The sequence below is a fragment of the Ekhidna algicida genome, assembly GCF_051379705.1.
Classification (GTDB): domain Bacteria; phylum Bacteroidota; class Bacteroidia; order Cytophagales; family Cyclobacteriaceae; genus Ekhidna.
The window spans coordinates 3434395-3451590 of the sequence record NZ_CP179868.1; the positions used below are offsets into that span (position 1 = coordinate 3434395).

The window sequence follows — 17196 nt, forward strand, 5'->3', positions numbered from 1 at the left end:
TTCCTCCTATTGAGGTGGATAAGTTTAATGACAGGAGATGTGAATGCTAACTACTAGTTACTAATAACTAATTACTAAAGAAATGGAAGACAAAATCATCGTTGGATTAGACATAGGCACCACAAAGATTTGTGTCATTGTCGGAAAGAAAAATGAGTACGGAAAGCTCGAAATACTGGGCATGGGCAAAGCTGTGTCTGATGGTGTGATCCGTGGAATCGTAACAAACATTGACAAGACCGTACGTGCCATAGAGAAGGCCATTGCAGAAGCCAGTGAGCAGTCAGGCATCGATATCGGGGTGGTCAACGTGGGGATTGCCGGGCAGCATATAAAAAGTGCGGTTCATCACGGCGGGATTACACGCGAAAACGCTGAAGGTGAAATCACGATCGAAGACTTGGCACGATTGAATAGCGATATGCATCGCATCGTGACACCTCCCGGAAGTGAAATCATCCATGTGATGCCACAAGATTATATCGTGGATTACGAAGACGGAATTATGGATCCTGTGGGAATGACCGGAGTGAAGCTTGAGGCCGACTTCCACATCATTACAGCACAGACCAACGCAATCAACAACATAAACAAGTGTGTGAAAAAGGCTGGGCTCCAGATTGAGAATCTCATTTTGGAACCACTCGCGTCCAGCCTATCTGTTTTAAGCGATGAGGAGAAAGAGGCAGGTGTATGTCTGGTAGACATAGGAGGTGGTACCACAGATGTGGCAGTCTTCTATGACAATATCATTCGTCACACTGCCGTGATCCCTTTCGGTGGTAATATCATTACCTCTGACATCAAGCAGGGCTGCATGGTGATGGAACATCAAGCTGAATTGCTGAAAACCAAATTTGGAAAAGCCATCTCTGAAGAAGCAAGTCCGAATGAGATCGTATCCATTCCCGGTTTGAGAAACAGGCCTCCAAAGGAGATTTCAATCAAGAACCTTGCACATATTATAGAAGCAAGGATGGAAGAGATCATCGAGCTGGTTCACACTGAGATCATTAGCTCAGGCTACAACAAAAAACTAGCAGCGGGTATCGTGGTGACTGGTGGCGGATCGCAGTTGATCAATCTGAGTCAGCTATTTGAATACATGACCGGGTTGGATGCACGTATTGGATATCCAAACGAGCACTTAGGTAGAAGCAAAGTAGATGCGGCGAAGAGCCCAATGTTTGCCACAACCGTTGGTCTGGTACTTTCCGGATTCAAAGCATTAGATATTCGACAAGCAAGATATTCTGAGTCTCCTTCGATGAAAGGAGACGGCAAGAAAAAATTGAAGCAAGGCAATAAATTCTTTTCCAACATTCTGGAGAAAACCAAAGGCCTTTTAATCGACGATTTTGATGATAAAATTAATTAGTGGCGAGTTACTGGTTATGAGCTGCGAGACAGCTCAAAACTCGAAACTCTGAACTCAAAACTTTTATAATTATGGCAGAAAATATGTATCAATTCGACTTACCGTCACATCACAAATCCATCATCAAGGTGGTGGGTGTTGGAGGCGGCGGCAGCAACGCTGTTAATCACATGTACAGCCTGGGGATCCGGGACGTAGAATTTGTGGTTTGTAACACCGACCATCAGGCACTGGAAAGCAGTGCAGTACCAAACAGGCTTCAGATAGGAAACAATCTGACCAGTGGTTTGGGAGCAGGAGCGAATCCTGAACGAGGCAAAAATGCCGCTGTAGAAAGCAAAGAAGAAATTCGTGACCTACTCTCGCAAGACACGAAAATGGTCTTCATCACCGCAGGAATGGGCGGAGGCACCGGAACAGGTGCAGCTCCCGTGATTGCGCAAGTGGCCAGTGAACTGAATATCCTTACTGTGGGTATTGTCACAGCACCATTTGCTTTTGAAGGCAAGAAAAAAATGAAAGCTGCAGAGGAAGGAATCAAGGAACTGAAAAAGTACTGTGATACCGTGCTCGTGATCATGAACGATAAGCTTCGTGAGATCTATGGCAACCTTTCCATCAGTGACGCATTTGCACAAGCAGATAATGTCTTGACAACTGCAGCCAAAGGAATAGCGGAGATTATCACCGTTCCTGGTTATGTAAACGTCGATTTTGAAGATGTAAAAACCGTAATGAAGGGCGCAGGTCCGGCGGTCATGGGATCATCCAAAACCATCGGAGACAATAGAGCAAGAAGAGCAGCAGAAGAAGCGCTCAACTCTCCACTTTTGAATCAGCATGATATCTATGGTGCAGAGAAAATTCTTCTTTCCATCATCTCAGGTGAGGAAGCCGAGCTTCAGATGGATGAGCTGACGGACATCACAGATTACATCCAGGAATACGCCGGAGACAATGCAGAGGTAATCTTCGGTCACGGTGTGGATAGCAGCTTAGGCGAAAACATTCGCGTGACAGTTATTGCCACTGGCTTTGGAAAAGTAGCTGAAGATGGTGAGTATATTTCCAAAGAAGAAGAGGCACGTCGCTTCGATTTAAATTCTCAAAGGGAAATTGAAGAAACACCAAAAGTGGACAATACCTCTGATTTCATGTTTGAAATAGAGGACACCAAAGACAAGGAAGGAGTAGAGGATTGGAACTATGAGTTCAGCTCACTCAAAGATGAGATTAAGCGGGAGGTAGAAGAAGAAGATCAACGTGAGAAACGTCCAACGGAGCAGTCATCCTTCGAATTCGACTTTACAAGGGCTTTTGACCATGAGCAGGATGAGTCTGTTCATGAAAATGAGATAAACATTGAGGATGCTTTTGCTGCGAGCCCCAGTTCTAAGCAAGTACGATTAGCGCAGGAGCGAGCAGAGCGTGAAGCGATGTTTTCAAGCAAGAAGTTCGAGATGGAGACAGAGGAGTTTAAAGAGCGACTGGATGTCCCAGCTTACGAGCGCAAGCAAGTAAAACTTCAGAATGTACCTCACTCAGCAGAGCGCAACATCTCGAAGTTCAATTTGAACGAGGAAAATCAAATTTTAGGAAATAATAAATTCTTGCACGATAACGTGGATTAGTCATTCTCGTCATCGCGAGTGAATGCGAAGCGATCTTTTTACAGGTTGCATCAGTTTGGTTCGTAATGATGGTTATCGTCCAAAGACATGGTTAACGTAGGTGTTAGTCATACATGTCCCGCACTTGATGCGGGATCTGCCGGACGTGATCCGGTATTCTGCCAAGAATGAGCCCCGGCCAAGGTCGGGGCTTGATTGTTTTTAATACAGTCCAAGCATATGAACGCTCTGTCATGCCGGACTTGATCCGGCATCTTCAAGTATTAGCAGCGAATCAACTTGAATTAACCTTATTCACTTCCTTGCAATCGCTCATACGTCCCATCCTCAAAAATCACCTGATAGTCGGAATCGAATAAACCGGAAGGAATGTAATAGTCAGTGGAAATAACCTGAGCTCCGGAAGTAATTGCAGCTTCAAATCGTCGATTATCGTTAGCTCTTGCTTCAAATGTATCTGAATCAGCTCTGGTGCGAACCATATAACCTAACCTAACCAATCTTTGGATTTCCTCCTGATTAGCTATTGGATCGTTGACAATGTGAAAGGCGGCTTCCGGATTTCCACCTGCTACATTCACAAACATGGCCGCATTTTGGAGACCTTGAAATGACGATAGATACAGATTAGTTTTGGTCTCACCTTCGTCAAGCACAAAAAGGATTTTCCCTCGCACCTCATCTAAAGATGGCCATCCGTCTGTAAGAACGGCTTCTTCCAATGTTGAAAAATTATTTCTAACATCATCAGGAGTGATGAGCTGACTCGGGTCGAAAACATCAGCTATTTCATCATCAATGAGTTTCATCCCGGCAATGTCAAAAGGAACAGGTTCTCTGATTATCGGAATAACATTATCCTTCGCATTAATCAACACGATTATTGGCGTGTGATCCGAATGCTGATCTGACCATTCTTTTAAAGCCAGCAACCCATCTGTGAATAGCAGGTGGTGACTTCTAAAATCGACATCCTGCGTGTGAAACATCTTGAGTCCGGGACCTTCCAAGACATTATCTTCATCATAAGGCAGTGGGGTAAATCCGGCATCCCTTATCACATCCAAGCCTTGAGGATTAGCGTAATGTCCACCTTCGGGATCATAGAAAACATCGTACTCAAGGTTGCGAATACCAAGGTCCAATTGTGCGGAGATAGAAATATGTTCGTACTCCAGGCTCTGTGACAATGCCTGATCTAGCTGAGCAATAAAGTCTAAAATCGGTTGTTCAACTGCTATCTTATAACTGTTATGACTGCCAATAACCTGAATGTCATTGAGACATTCACAGTCATCGTCTAATGCATTAGTATCAGGTATTTCAGTGTCCCCATTGCAAGAAGAAAAGGTCATAATTGATATGAATAATAGGAGGTAGACAATTATTTCAAAAAGGAAGAACTTGAAAAAAATGCCGAATCGGACGTTTTTGACAAAAGATAGCATAGCCAGTATTTTGCTTTATGAATACATGTTAATATAACACGCTCGGTATTCGAAACTCTAATCTGCTTAAATAGTTCTCTTGAATACCCTAAACCGAAAGGTGCTGTAGCATCTTAGCTTCTTTTTTTAGAACTTACCGACATAGCAAAAAAATCATGGAAGCAGAATAATTTGAAAGATACCGCCCAGGCACACCTGCACATTGAAAATCGGAAAAAGGAAAGAGCGCTGGTAAAAGTGAAATAATCTGTCCGTCCGGGGATTCTTGGTATAATCATTTTGGCGCTTCAATGCTTGTTTCACCCAATTCATCCAAAATTGGATGAGCGGTCGGAAGCGTGTGCTTTCTCAGGCTACTTTTGCAGAAGTTTTAGTAAACTATGAGGATTCAATCACTATTTGCTTTTCTGCTGATTTGCGGAATAGCTACCCGGGTTTTTGCACAAACCATAGAAATTCGACGCACTAGCGAGGAAGTCACCATCGATGGCATCCCTTATGAGCTTGCCTGGGCCCAGGCTGATTCGGCCCATCATTTCACCCAAAATTTCCCAACCGACTCACTACCAGCTGCGGCGCAGACAGTTGTTCGAATTCTGTACGACGATAATAACATCTATGTACTGGGCAAAATGTACAACAAACCGGATCCAAGGAAGTATGTCACACCATCGCTACGGCGTGACTTCAGAGGAGCTGCAAACGACAGCTTTTCTGTGATCTTTGATACATTCTCAGACAAGACCAACGCCGTGCTTTTTGGTGTTAATCCCTTTGGCGTGATGCGCGAAGCGCTGATCACCAATGGTGGCACAGGATCAGGCAGCTTCAGCATGGACTGGGATAATAAATGGTATGCAGAAGCTAAGCAGTATGACGGGTACTGGATGGTGGAGATGTCGATTCCATTCAAGACTTTGCGCTTTGCTGAAGACGAAAACTCCTGGCTGGTCAATTTTTATCGGGTCGATAGTGAATATGCCGAGAGAAGCACATGGGCACCTGTACCCTTGGCATTCCCCATCTTCAACCTCGCCAACAATCGAGAGATGACTTGGGATGCGCCTACCGTAAAGCCGGGCACCAACATTTCGGTGATCCCGTACGTGGCTACCAACACTGAACGAAATTTTGAAGAAGGCACCGCAAACAACTTTGACCCATCCATTGGATTCGACTTGAAGTATGCCGTGACACCGGGGTTAAACCTCGACGTGACTGTAAATCCGGATTTTTCGCAAGTAGAAGTAGACCAACAGGTAACTAATCTGGATCGCTTTGAAATATTCTTTCCAGAACGCCGGCAGTTTTTTCTGGAAAATGCAGATCTGTTTTCGGGGTTTGGCAATGGAGGCACACGTCCTTTTTTCTCACGAAGGATAGGAATAGCCATCGATACAGTCACAGGGCAGAACATCCAAAATCAGATTCCGGTAGGCGCACGGCTCAGCGGGAAAGTAAACAATGACATGCGTATTGGTGTGCTCACGATGCAGGCAGCAGCAGATCAAACCATAGGCCTACCTTCTTATAATTACTCGATGATAAGCCTGCAGCAGAAGGTCTTCAACCGATCCAACATCAATATGTTTTTGGTAAACAAGCAGACGTTCGAGTCTGAAGAGGAGTATGCCAGCAGCACCTTGAGTGAATACAACCGGACGCTGGGAGCGGAGTATGTGCTAGCCAGCGCCAACAACTCCTGGAATGGACGGTTTTTCTATCACCGCTCATTCGATGTAGTGCAGCCGGACAAGCCGTTTGCAGCGGGTGCCTCCGTCAGCTATAATGTGCGGAAATGGTCGGTTGACGTATTTTCTCAGCTGGTAGGTGAGGGCTACAACCCGGAAGTAGGGTTTGTCAGAAGAAACGACATCCGCCAACTGGCGACGACTGTTCAGTATCGCTGGTTTCCCAGCAGCGGCAAGGTGCAACGACACGGCCCGGGTTTTGACTTTGACATGGTAGGCAACGACACCTACGGCTTCCTGGATTGGGACTATAACCTGTTATACAACATCGATTTTAGAAACACCTCAACCTTCCGACTGAGGTTGAGAAGACAGTATACGTATCTGTTTGATGATTTCGATCCGAGTGGCTCGGATGGCGTGGAGCTGGCCGCCGATACAGAGTACACCAATTTTCAATTCATAGCAGCCTATGAATCTGATCAACGGAAGAAGTTTTTCTATCGCTTCAACACACGCTCAGGACAATACTTCAATGGAGATCGAATCAACCTGCAAGGATCTATTGGTTATCGATACCAGCCGCTGGGCTTCACGTCGATTGACTTTGCCTACAATCGCATCATCTTGCCGGCTCCATATACAACGACCTCTTTGTACCTCATTGGCCCACGGTTTGACTTCACCTTTTCGAAGAAAATCTTCTGGACGACTTTTGTGCAGTACAACAGCCAGATTGAGAATTTAAACATCAATACCCGGTTCCAATGGAGATTTAAGCCGGTATCGGACATCTTCCTGGTATACACCGACAACTACTTCGCGACTCACGAAGGCGGCTTCAACATTGGCCAGCCACGCACCCGAGCGCTGACCTTCAAGATTACGTACTGGTTGAATTTGTAGGAATGATATGCCGGACCTGATCCGGCCTATTAAAGAGCGGTGTTGAACCCATTCGTAAAACCTATTCCCCAGTCTTACACTTTTTCTTTCGCAGGCTCTTGTTTCTTCGTTGATATTTCTTATGCAGAAGTTAATAACACTGATGGTGCTTTTGATCGCTTGTGATCAGGCCAAGACACAATTCAGCGCTGAGCAGGTAAAGGAAGATATTACCTATTTGCAACAGCAGCTGCAAGAATACCATCCCGGATTTTACCGCTATACCTCGAAAGAAAAGATGGATAAATACTTTCGCGATGCGAAGCAAGTTGGTGGACTTAATGACATTGGATTGTATCAGCGCCTAAACTTCCTGATCAGTAAAGTAGGCTGCGGTCATACGCGTGCCAGCATGCCGGATGCAATGCGTGAGCAATTTATGGAAGACCAGCGGTTTCTCCCCGTAAGTCTGAAATTTCTAGGAGATAAAGTCTATGTCAGGCAATCGCTTGATGATCGGCTCTTACCGGGGTGGGAGTTGGTTGCTATCGACGATGAGCCTATGGATGCAATTCAGCAGCAGATCTATCAGTATCTGTCAGCCGATGGGACGATTGAAACAGGGAAGGCACGCAGGGCTGAGGTTCTCTTTGATGCGTATTATCAGCTGTTCATCGATAGCACGGCCACAAGCTATACGTTGGATCTGAGGAATGAAGGCGGAGAAAGTAAAGTCGTGCAAGTGGAGGGCGTATCACAGGAGGAGGTCAATGCAATCCGTGCTTCTTTTTCAGGAGACTACTTATCGTTTGATCAGCGTGAGGATTATGCCTACATGCGAATCAGAACATTTAGCAGCCAGGCACTTCGTAACGATGGATACGATTACGAGCAGTTTCTGGCCGATAGCTTCAAAGCTTTAAATGAAAGCGGCACGCAAAATTTAATACTGGATCTGAGAGGAAATGGCGGTGGAAAAGATGAATTCGGCGCACAGCTTGTTTCATACCTGGCGCAGGATTCGTATGGGTATTTTGATCGGATCGAGGTGACAAAAGCGTATCCCGGACGATCGGATAAAGTAGGCGATCAATACCTGATGACTAGACATACAGGGTTAGATATTTGGCAGCCCAATGAAAATCGCTTCACAGGAAATATATATGTGCTCATTGATGGATTCAGCTTTTCTACCTGTGCAGATGTAGCCACTGTGCTGCATCACCGGAGGTGGGCTACTTTTCTGGGAGAAGAGACCGGCGGAGGATATGATGGAAACACCAGTGGTCATTCACGCACCATCACTTTGCCAAATTCAGAGATCAGCGTAAATGTGCCCATGTGGATGTATACCACAGCCAATGTAGGTCACAACTATCCAGGCAGGGGAGTCATCCCTGATTATCCGGTTACCCCGACATGGGAGCAGTTTGAGCGCGGACAAGATGCCGTGCTGGAAAAAGCAATACAACTACTGACTAACGACTAGGGAGATAGAAGTGCGGCGGAGCGGGAGTTGTTCGCGGAGTTGAGGTTACTGTCTTCCCAGTACCCGGCAATGTCTTCCCAAGACCGGTTATTGTTAGCGGAGTTGAGGTTATTGTTCTCCGAGTTGAGGTTACTGTCTGCGGAGTTGAGGTTACTGTCTGCGGAGTTGAGGTTATTGTTCTCCGAGTTGAGGTTATTGTCTGCGGAGTTGAGGTTACTGTTCTCCGGGTTGAGGTTATTGTTCTCCGAGTTGAGGTTATTGTTCTCCGGGTTGAGGTTACTGTTCTCCGAGTTGAGGGTACTGTCTCCGAAGTTGTCGGTAACGTTATCTATTCGAAATTGGCTTGATAGGCATCTTCAGAAATGCATAAGACACAAGTTGCAAATTTGTGCCAGCGTGGGAATAGCACTCTGACAAATGCCGCTTAACAACTGTTATGAACTTTATTGTTTTGACCTTAGCCAAATAATTTCCTCCTTCAAATCCTTAGCTGCTTGAAGTCTTATTTCAGCAAGTCGAATTCCAATGTTGAATATGAAATCCGAATCCTGTTCATAATCTTTTGGAGGCGGTTCGGGTGTATATTTTGGATACATAATTCGTTGAGGTTCATAAACAGACCTAGATAATCCGCATCCTGAAATAGAAATCATTCCTTTCATTCCCATGTTAGCGTAAACGAGCCAAGTTTCGTTCTCCTTAGGGTAAATATCACAGCTTGTTAATGCGTTCCCCTTAACTATTTTACCAACCGTGGTTCCCTTAAAGCTTTCCGTGACCTTAAGCTCATATACTACATTGTTAAACCAGCCTTCTTTGGAATATTCTTGGCTTTCGTAAACCTTAATGACTTCTGCAACAAAGACTAATTCTGAGTTCTCAAAATCCTCTTGTTGAGTTTGCTGTAAGTTTTCAATAAAACCGCAATGGCATGCATACAAATTGAGTTGAATGAAAGTCAAGAGAGTTAGAATAAGTATCCTTGTTAGCATGCTGGTATTGTCCATAACGCCCAACTATCATCCGTAAGCTGGACTTTTCAAATTTCTATAAAAGTATCTGATCGCACCAGCCTTTGCAAGTCAGCTATTCGTGAATAAGTCATGCCGGACTTGATCCGGTATCTTCAGGAATGTAAAAGACACAAGTTGCAAACTTGCGTCAGCGTGGGCTATATCGTCTGTTAGAAGCTGTTAATTTCTCCAAATGATAAATTCAATATCTGGGTTGTCGATTTGCCATTCTTGAACGGTGTAGTCAGGAGACATCATAGTCGAGTCATTAAGCATTTTGATCGAACCAGCTTTCAATCTGTAGGATATTGAACTGTATGGTTGACTTGCGTAAATATTAAAATGTAAGTCAGCATTAAGCTGCAATTTTTGAATAGTTGACTTAAGTTCTTCAAGGCTGTTGCCGACTGATATTCCTTGTTGATTTTTGATTCTTGAAGAGGTTATCCAGATCTCATCTATTCTAGTTGAATCTTGACCGTCAAGACGAATTATGAACAGTTCTTCTGTTCGATCTAGCACAGAATAATAAATATAATCTGGACCATCTTGTTGACCTATTCCTCTTTCGGTTTGGAAGTTCGGGAAGGCTTCAGAAATTTGATTTTCTAGCTCATCAACGTTCAGCTTAGTTAGTTCTAAGTTACCTAGATGGGTATTGGTTAAAGTAAAATTCGGTTGTTGGTTAACCGATAATACAGTGGTTAAGGTGAGAGCAAAAAAGAGCTTCATCATAGTACAGGATTACTTCAAACAATTATTAAAGTAATATAAAAAAATGCAGGTTTGCATCTCCTAATCCATGAGTCTTGTCAAAGTCCGTTCGGATGCATTTTCTTCGATCAGTCATGCCGGACTTGATCCGGCATCTTCATGTTTGGAGAGGCACAAGTTACAAACTTGCGCCAGCGGTGTGGACTATAAAAAAGTGCGAGTTTGCATCTCCTAATCCATGAATCTTGTCAAAGGCCATTCGGATGCATTTTATTCGATTAGTCATGCCGGACTTGATCCGGCATCTTCCAAAAACCAGAAGGCACAAGTTGCAAACTTGCGCCAGCGGGGAATCAAAATGCAGCCCAACGTCCAACTATCATCCGTAAGCTGAACTTTTCAAAACGTCCTTTTGAAAGTATCGGATAGCACTAGCCTTTGCAAATAGCTCAGTTAGCTTTTTGATGACGGTGTCTGTTAGCGGTATGTTTACGTTAGTAGTTGCTCAAAGAATCCGCCAATTTTCTTTTGTCGATCAACCAAATGAATTTCTAATATCCATTCCCTTTTTTTACCGCGTATTTCCTTTTTCATATCCAAGTTATTCTGAGGATGAACATATAAATCATACGTTTTTGGATCAAGTTTTTCATGTGGAAATTCACCAATAATATGACCTGCAATTTCTCCACCAAACTCCCAACCATGACTTTCTGCAAGTTCTATTACGAAATTAAACAGTTCTGCTCCCGTACAATTTTTTCTGTTTTCGAACCGCTTTTTTGCTGCATACCAACAGGATTCAGTATCGGATTTAAGTTTGAGCTTCAGCGCGTCATTTCCTAAAACATAGGTCCTTCCCAAGTCAGCTTCCCAGTTTTCTAAAATTGGGCCGAAATCAAAGAAAAGGATGTCGTTATCCTGAATTATAAGATTAGGAGGATCTTCCTGATAAGGAAGTAATGTGTTTTTTCCGCTTCTTACAATTCGTTTGTGCCAATGCTTTTTTGTCCCCAATAAATCATGAGACAATTTGTATACCTCGTTATTTAATTGTTCTTCGGTTTTTCCAGCTTTTATAAGTCCCTGCTTTTCAATTTCATCAAACAGGTTCAGGGCTATCTTCTCAGCTCTTCTAAGATTTTCTTTACTCATGTCAAATTTTGTTTATTCAAAATTTGGCAAATTCTGGATTTCGAAAAATGTCTTAAGACAACTTTGTTTTAATTTTTCTCCTGATTCTGCTCAATGAAGTAGTCGTTACCCCAATGTAAGAGGCGATATATTTTTGAGGGATTTGATTTAGGTAGTCCGTGTCTTCAATCAATTTTATGTAACGTTCTTCAGCAGAGTACTTTTGGAGGTTGGTTAATCTATTAATGAGGTGCTGGACTACATCTTGCCAAAAGCACTTAAATAGAGCGTCAATAGTTGGGTTTGTTTGACATAGTAGATCGATATCACTTTTAGAAATAATTATCACTTCAGCATCTTCAATACACTCAATATAATATTCTGAAGGACTTTGACTGATATAGCTATGAAGCTCAATTGAGGAGTTATTCTTAAATGAAAACCAGACAGAAGTATCTATTCCGTCTTTAAGATAATAGAGTCTGAATGAGCCAGAAATTACGATATAGAAATTTTTACAGATAGCCCCTTTTTGTAGAAGAAACGCCCCTTTCTTAATGGTTTTTTGTCTTGCAAGGAATCCTATCTTGTCCAGATATTGAATCTGTTTCCCACCATACTGAAGAAAAAAGTTCCTGAGTGTTTGATCCATTTAGTAATGAGTTTCTTTCAAGAACAATGCATGATTATCGCTAACCCCATGAGGCGTGTGCTCTCACTTTGTGAACAGCACTAAAATAGTGAAGTCTGCCGGTGCTTCCAAAGTTTGCAGAAAGCAGTGTGTTCTGAAGCGAATTAATCCTGCGAACTGAAGTATCCAAACAGTACAAAATTTTTTAGGAGAGAGGTGCCACATAACGACCAGCTATGATGAGTGGGGATTAGAAAGCACTAACCTCTCGTCTCGCACATAGCCACGCCTTGATTTAAAATTATTAATTGTGGCGGACTTTCCAATCCCCACGAAAATATCCTGACCGATGAAACCCCATTCATTCATAGCATTTGTTAGGAGCTTTTCATTTTCTTCAGTCTGTTTTCAATTAGTCTTAGTTTGTTAAGAAATTCATCTGTGTCCAAGAAGTAGCTGGGATAGGCTTTTCTTAGGGAATCAATTGATCCTGTAGATACTAAGACAGCCTGGATTCTTGCTCCTTTGTTGATTTCCTTTTCAATATTCGTGTAATCGATATTTGCTTGTTCTAGGTGCCGTTCTGAATAAAAGCGAATGTTGACTACTTTTTTCTCTAGGTTAAGTGTTATTAAATTATACTTTCTTCCACCAGCCTTATTTGCAATGTGATTTGCTGCAACGGAGAACCCGCGTAGTTTAGAAAATACTTCAAGAACTTTGGATTTGTTCGAAATACTTTCAAATATTTCCTCCGTAGATAGCTCTTGATATTTTGTTACGACGGGACAGTTTTCTAGACGGCAAAACCCGGCACTTACTAACGAAAAATAGTCCAGCCAATCTTCAGGCCCTTGACTTGATTTAAGAGAGTAATTAAGAAAAGTCCCTACTGTTTCCACGGCAGTGGCCCAAGCATGCTGAAGTTTAGTTCTTAGCTGTACTTCGATTTTAAGTCCGTTAGATTCGGGAAATGTAGGGTTCACATATTGATATATCAAATGAATCCCTCTGTATCCACTTGGTGCAGGTGTAGTTATGTAATCTTTCTCGTCAATGAGTTCATGAAGAAAGCTACTTTTCCGATACTTACTTTCCAGTTCTCTAACCTCACCTATATTTTTAACTATGGCTCTCAAACCGGCAATATCCTGCATTGTTGAGAGCTTCATATTTGGAAATCTTTCAAGCTTAGCTACAATCGATACTGCTCTTTTGAGTCTTTGAGCGACTAGAGCATCTTTAAATCCCAGACGTCTTATTCTTGTTCGAAGATTAGCTTGAAATGTATTAATTGGAGCAGCATGAATTGTTCTCCAATATGTTAAAATGTTTTGGGCATCTTCAAGGTCAGCAGAAGTATAGTTACTTGGGCATGATAAAACTTTGCCAGCCCTTTTTACCTCGTTATTTGAAAATTTCCTATCCATACATACTGACTAACGTGAAATTAAGTATTGATTATCAGGTAGTTACAAAAGTGCTTTTTTGAGTCCATTTTGTCATATTCTAGCAGTTCAATTTAACGTTAGCTCCTGAAATCAATTTGGAAAAGCCGAAATTGCTACCTTTCAGTCCTGCGATTTCGGGTCCAAATCTCCCCAATTGCTCCTAACAATTATATAAACGTAATATAAAAAACATGCCTTATGAACACCTTATAACCATGTTTTTTCCGGTCAATGCCGCTTTAACTCCCAAATTGGCGGGTAAATGAGAATTCTCGATTTCCTACTAATATGGAGGGTTAATAGGTATTGCAACTAGGGAAGTCTACTTCACTCCACCGGATGATCTTCCCCAATCGCCACACCAATCTTCTTCATCAGCGCTTCCACTGAATCGTTCTCATAGTCAATGTCCAGCGGCTGGCCGAACTTCAGGGATAGCTCAGTGCCTTTTTGCAGTCGCTTCAGTCCGGTCTTGTCAAAGGCCGTTCGGAAGCCATCCACGCGGATAGGAATTACAATCGGTTTGTATTGCTTGATCAGGTGAGCCGTTCCTTTTCTCACAGGTGCACCTTGTCTGGTGGTTCCTTGAGGAAATGTAACAACCCAACCATCTTTGATCGCCATGCCGATGGATTTGGTGTCGTCCGGATTGACCTCACGCTTAATCATTTCTTCTCCTTTGCGCCACGTACGGTCTACAGTCACAGCTCCGGCAATGGCGAATATTTTTGCTCGAATTCCTTTTTCCATGGTTTCGCGAGCAGCGACATAGTACACGTTCACTTTAGGATTCTTCAGATAGCTCCAGTCTTCGATGGAGTCGATCTGTCCATTGAGCGCAGCAAACATCGCCTGAAACATGGCAATCACATCCGTGAAGATGGTCTGATGGTTAGACACAAAGAGCACATTCTGTCCGGGTATTTCAGTCAACACTTTACTTCCGGAAAGTACCACCTTGTTAGGTTTCAGCAGATACCACAATACAAACCTTCCTACCGTCTGAAAGATCTTCTTCTTGAACCAAATGGACTGACCAAACACATTCTTCTTCGACATGACGCTCTCTTTTTCAGCTTTCGAAAATAGCCAACCTCGAATGAATTTGGAGCCATAAAAAGAAAAACCCCGCAAAAAATGCGGGGTTAGCCCTAGTAGAGTAAGTTAGTGATCGGGCGTTTCTTTATTCGGTGCGCAACGACTGCACCGGATTTGTTTTTATGGTTCCCATTACTTTGGTAACAATGCTGAGTAGTGCAAGCCCTACCACGAATGCGATCGGGATGACAATGAACCACCAGCCCAGGTCAACCCTGAACGTGTATTCCTGCAGCCATCCGGTCATGATCCACCATGCCAGAGGTATACTTACCAGACAGGCAAAGCCTACCAAAATCATGTATTCTTTGGATAGCAATAGCATTAGATTGTTTGCCGTAGCACCCAACACCTTGCGGATGCCAATTTCTTTGGTGCGTTGCTGTACGGTATAGGAGGTAAGACCAAATAATCCCAGGCAGGCAATCAATATAGCGAGAACTGAGAATCCGGAGAAGATCTTTCCAAATCGGATGTCTTCTTTGTATTGTTCATCAAAAGCGCTATCCAGAAAGAAATAATCCATTTGATAGTTGGTGAAGACATTGCTCCATTCGGCTTTTACCGTTTCTACCATACCAGCCAGCTGATCGCGTTTAGAATCTGTGGCGTTTTCATCCAGCTTCAGTTTGATGAAGTAATACTCTGTCCATGAGCTCAAGATATAAGCAATAGGTGTATAGTCGTTGTGTAGTGATGTATGATGATGATTTTCCATTACGCCTCGCACCGTCAGCGGAGCGTAGAAACCTTCCACTTCAGCACCGATCGCCTCTTCCGGATTGGAGAAGCCAAGCATCTCTGCCAACTTCTTGTTGATGACCACATCACCTTTGGTCCATGGGTCGTCCCCTTTGCGCAATTCTCGCCCAGCTAACACGTCGATACCAAAGAATTGTGGAAAATCAAGATCCATGGATATCAGTCCGGTAGCTACTGTCGTCTCTTTTGACTCACTTTTTAAATATAAGCCTGCTTGCCACCCGACAGGTTCTCCCGGAATCTCACCAGCATTAGTGATTTCCTTGATGCCGGTATAGCTCAATAGTTCTGTTTTCAAGGTATTGAACCTAGCAACATCTTCACGATCTTCTGAAGTAACATTGCCTGGTGGAGATTTGATAACCAGGATGTTTTCAATATCTATGCCCAAATCCGCTTCACGCATGTAGTTGATCTGGTTATATACCGTGATAGTTCCTGCTATTAAAATGAAAGTGATCATAAACTGCACGAAAACCATACTCTTGCGCATTTTGACCCCTCCAACTTTGCCACGGTTACCTACCAGGATATTGACAATGTTCATGGTTTTCAGCAAGATGTAGGGGTAAAATCCAATTAGAAATGTACCTACTACAATAAGTCCTGAGAGCAAGGCAAAGACCTTCATATCCAGCAAGGCGGCCACCGGAAGTCCGGTCACCTCGATCAAATATTTTTCCGCAGTTTGTGTAAGCAGGATGGCCAACCCAAATGCTACGACGTTCATGACAAATGCCTCAAGGATGAACAGTTGGGTGATTTGACGCATGGAGGAGCCCATACATTTCCGTATACCCATCTCTTTCAATCGCTCCATAGTTCTCACCAGCGACAGATTCATGTAGTTGATCCACGCGATTACAAGAATGATAATTGCGATAAAGCTCAATACGAAAACTGTTTTACTATCAATGCTTTCGCCATACACCCAGGCATTTTGTGCATTCAGGTGAATGTCCGTCATAGGTCTCAGGTAGTAGTCGATAGCGTAACCACTGGCTGCATAGGTTTCTTCTGAATTTTCTTTGTGCAGTCGAGTAACATCCTCCATGACGGCTGTCTGATCAGCATTTTCTTCTAGTAGGAGATAGGTAATCAGGCTACTTGATACCCAGCTGGTTCTGGCCTTGGTGTAATTATCCATGGATGGATAGGAGATGAGAAGCTCAAACTGAATATGAGATGCTTCAGGGATGTCTTCTATTACACCTAAAAGCTCATATTCTTGGGCTCCGGTATTTCCGCTGAGGGTAAAAGTTTTACCGATCGCAGCTTCCGGGTTGTCAAAATATTTTCTTGAGGCTTCCAAAGTCAGGATGGCTGTTTGGGGCTCATCAAATCGGGTTGCACTACCTGCGATAAACTCAAAATCAAATAGATCAAAAGTTCCTTTATCCGCGGCAAAAACGCCCGGCTGCTCAAAACTTGCTAGTCGATCTCCATTTTTATAGATGATGCTGTTGTTGGCGTAGGTGTAATCATAAAAGCGTGCAACTTCCTGGACCAATGGAGATTGATCTCTTAAGGTTTCTCCCATCAGTGATGGAGCCGTAAAAGATTGGCCGAGCTCTTCACCATTTTTGTAAGCATCCGATTCCAGCCGATATATGCTATCTGCATTGGAATGAAAAGTATCAAAGGATGTGTGAAAGTTGACATACTGGGTGATGACCAGACAGGCAGCCATGCCCAATGCCAAACCAAAAATGTTGATAAACGAAAAGACTTTGTTGTTCCGAATTTGACGAACAATCGTAATCAGATAATTTTTTAGCATGTCGAATTTGGTTTTGGTTAGCTTTCTATTGCCAATCAGCATGCCAAGGATTGTAAAGCACAGGTTATCAGACATTTACGACTATTGATGA

General features: G+C 43.2%; 12 protein-coding genes. 4 read left to right on the forward strand and 8 right to left on the reverse strand.

What is annotated here, in order from left to right; all coding sequences use genetic code 11:
- Positions 1 to 82: 82 nt before the first annotated feature.
- Both ftsA and ftsZ read left to right on the forward strand, forming a co-directional pair.
- A complete protein-coding gene (gene ftsA, locus ACL8WY_RS15465; protein ID WP_436515660.1) occupies positions 83 to 1378 on the forward strand; it encodes a cell division protein FtsA in 1296 nt (431 codons plus the stop codon).
- 71 nt (positions 1379 to 1449) lie between these two features.
- Positions 1450 to 3009, forward strand: coding sequence for a cell division protein FtsZ (gene ftsZ, locus ACL8WY_RS15470; RefSeq protein WP_436515661.1), 1560 nt, complete (start codon positions 1450 to 1452; stop codon positions 3007 to 3009).
- A 290-nt stretch (positions 3010 to 3299) separates the two neighbouring features.
- On the opposite strand, the gene ACL8WY_RS15475 is transcribed toward ftsZ, so the two are convergent.
- A complete protein-coding gene (locus tag ACL8WY_RS15475; RefSeq protein ID WP_436515662.1) occupies positions 3300 to 4457 on the reverse strand; it encodes a phosphatidylinositol-specific phospholipase C1-like protein in 1158 nt (385 codons plus the stop codon).
- Positions 4458 to 4837: 380 nt separating this feature from the next.
- Here ACL8WY_RS15475 and ACL8WY_RS15480 point away from each other — a divergent pair, with 380 nt between their 5' ends.
- Both ACL8WY_RS15480 and ACL8WY_RS15485 read left to right on the forward strand, forming a co-directional pair.
- Positions 4838 to 7054, forward strand: a complete 2217-nt coding sequence (locus tag ACL8WY_RS15480) for a DUF5916 domain-containing protein (protein ID WP_436515663.1) — start codon at positions 4838 to 4840, stop codon at positions 7052 to 7054.
- 121 nt (positions 7055 to 7175) lie between these two features.
- A complete protein-coding gene (locus ACL8WY_RS15485; protein ID WP_436515664.1) occupies positions 7176 to 8522 on the forward strand; it encodes a S41 family peptidase in 1347 nt (448 codons plus the stop codon).
- 443 nt (positions 8523 to 8965) lie between these two features.
- Here the strand turns inward: ACL8WY_RS15485 and ACL8WY_RS15490 are convergent, their stop codons facing one another.
- From ACL8WY_RS15490 to ACL8WY_RS15520, 7 genes are all read right to left on the reverse strand, one after another.
- Positions 8966 to 9529, reverse strand: coding sequence for a hypothetical protein (locus ACL8WY_RS15490; protein WP_436515665.1), 564 nt, complete (start codon positions 9527 to 9529; stop codon positions 8966 to 8968).
- 186 nt (positions 9530 to 9715) lie between these two features.
- Entirely contained in the window at positions 9716 to 10270 is a 555-nt protein-coding gene (locus ACL8WY_RS15495; RefSeq protein WP_436515666.1) for a DUF1131 family protein, read from the reverse strand.
- 468 nt (positions 10271 to 10738) lie between these two features.
- Positions 10739 to 11404, reverse strand: coding sequence for a M24 family metallopeptidase (locus ACL8WY_RS15500; protein ID WP_436515667.1), 666 nt, complete (start codon positions 11402 to 11404; stop codon positions 10739 to 10741).
- 52 nt (positions 11405 to 11456) lie between these two features.
- Complete coding sequence (locus ACL8WY_RS15505; protein ID WP_436515668.1) at positions 11457 to 12035, reverse strand: Crp/Fnr family transcriptional regulator; 579 nt, start codon at positions 12033 to 12035, stop codon at positions 11457 to 11459.
- Positions 12036 to 12391: 356 nt separating this feature from the next.
- Positions 12392 to 13444 carry a RelA/SpoT domain-containing protein gene (locus ACL8WY_RS15510; RefSeq protein ID WP_436515669.1) on the reverse strand — a complete coding sequence of 351 codons (1053 nt, stop codon included), beginning with the start codon at positions 13442 to 13444 and terminating at the stop codon, positions 12392 to 12394.
- A gap of 348 nt (positions 13445 to 13792) precedes the next feature.
- Positions 13793 to 14524 (reverse strand): lysophospholipid acyltransferase family protein, encoded by a 732-nt coding sequence (locus tag ACL8WY_RS15515; protein ID WP_436515670.1) that lies wholly within the window; start codon positions 14522 to 14524, stop codon positions 13793 to 13795.
- A 124-nt stretch (positions 14525 to 14648) separates the two neighbouring features.
- Positions 14649 to 17180 (reverse strand): ABC transporter permease, encoded by a 2532-nt coding sequence (locus tag ACL8WY_RS15520; RefSeq protein ID WP_436515671.1) that lies wholly within the window; start codon positions 17178 to 17180, stop codon positions 14649 to 14651.
- Between the last annotated feature and the right edge of the window lie 16 nt (positions 17181 to 17196).

What these genes read in the sequence shown, in the direction of transcription:
- ACL8WY_RS15475 (WP_436515662.1), bottom strand. Translation starts at nt 4,457, where the DNA reads ATGCTATCTTTTGTCAAAAACGTCCGATTCGGCATTTTTTTCAAGTTC.
- ftsA (WP_436515660.1), top strand. Translation starts at nt 83, where the DNA reads ATGGAAGACAAAATCATCGTTGGATTAGACATAGGCACCACAAAGATT.
- ACL8WY_RS15480 (WP_436515663.1), top strand. Translation starts at nt 4,838, where the DNA reads ATGAGGATTCAATCACTATTTGCTTTTCTGCTGATTTGCGGAATAGCT.
- ACL8WY_RS15500 (WP_436515667.1), bottom strand. Translation starts at nt 11,404, where the DNA reads ATGAGTAAAGAAAATCTTAGAAGAGCTGAGAAGATAGCCCTGAACCTG.
- ACL8WY_RS15515 (WP_436515670.1), bottom strand. Translation starts at nt 14,524, where the DNA reads ATGTCGAAGAAGAATGTGTTTGGTCAGTCCATTTGGTTCAAGAAGAAG.
- ACL8WY_RS15520 (WP_436515671.1), bottom strand. Translation starts at nt 17,180, where the DNA reads ATGTCTGATAACCTGTGCTTTACAATCCTTGGCATGCTGATTGGCAAT.
- ACL8WY_RS15495 (WP_436515666.1), bottom strand. Translation starts at nt 10,270, where the DNA reads ATGATGAAGCTCTTTTTTGCTCTCACCTTAACCACTGTATTATCGGTT.
- ACL8WY_RS15485 (WP_436515664.1), top strand. Translation starts at nt 7,176, where the DNA reads ATGCAGAAGTTAATAACACTGATGGTGCTTTTGATCGCTTGTGATCAG.
- ftsZ (WP_436515661.1), top strand. Translation starts at nt 1,450, where the DNA reads ATGGCAGAAAATATGTATCAATTCGACTTACCGTCACATCACAAATCC.
- ACL8WY_RS15490 (WP_436515665.1), bottom strand. Translation starts at nt 9,529, where the DNA reads ATGGACAATACCAGCATGCTAACAAGGATACTTATTCTAACTCTCTTG.
- ACL8WY_RS15505 (WP_436515668.1), bottom strand. Translation starts at nt 12,035, where the DNA reads ATGGATCAAACACTCAGGAACTTTTTTCTTCAGTATGGTGGGAAACAG.
- ACL8WY_RS15510 (WP_436515669.1), bottom strand. Translation starts at nt 13,444, where the DNA reads ATGGATAGGAAATTTTCAAATAACGAGGTAAAAAGGGCTGGCAAAGTT.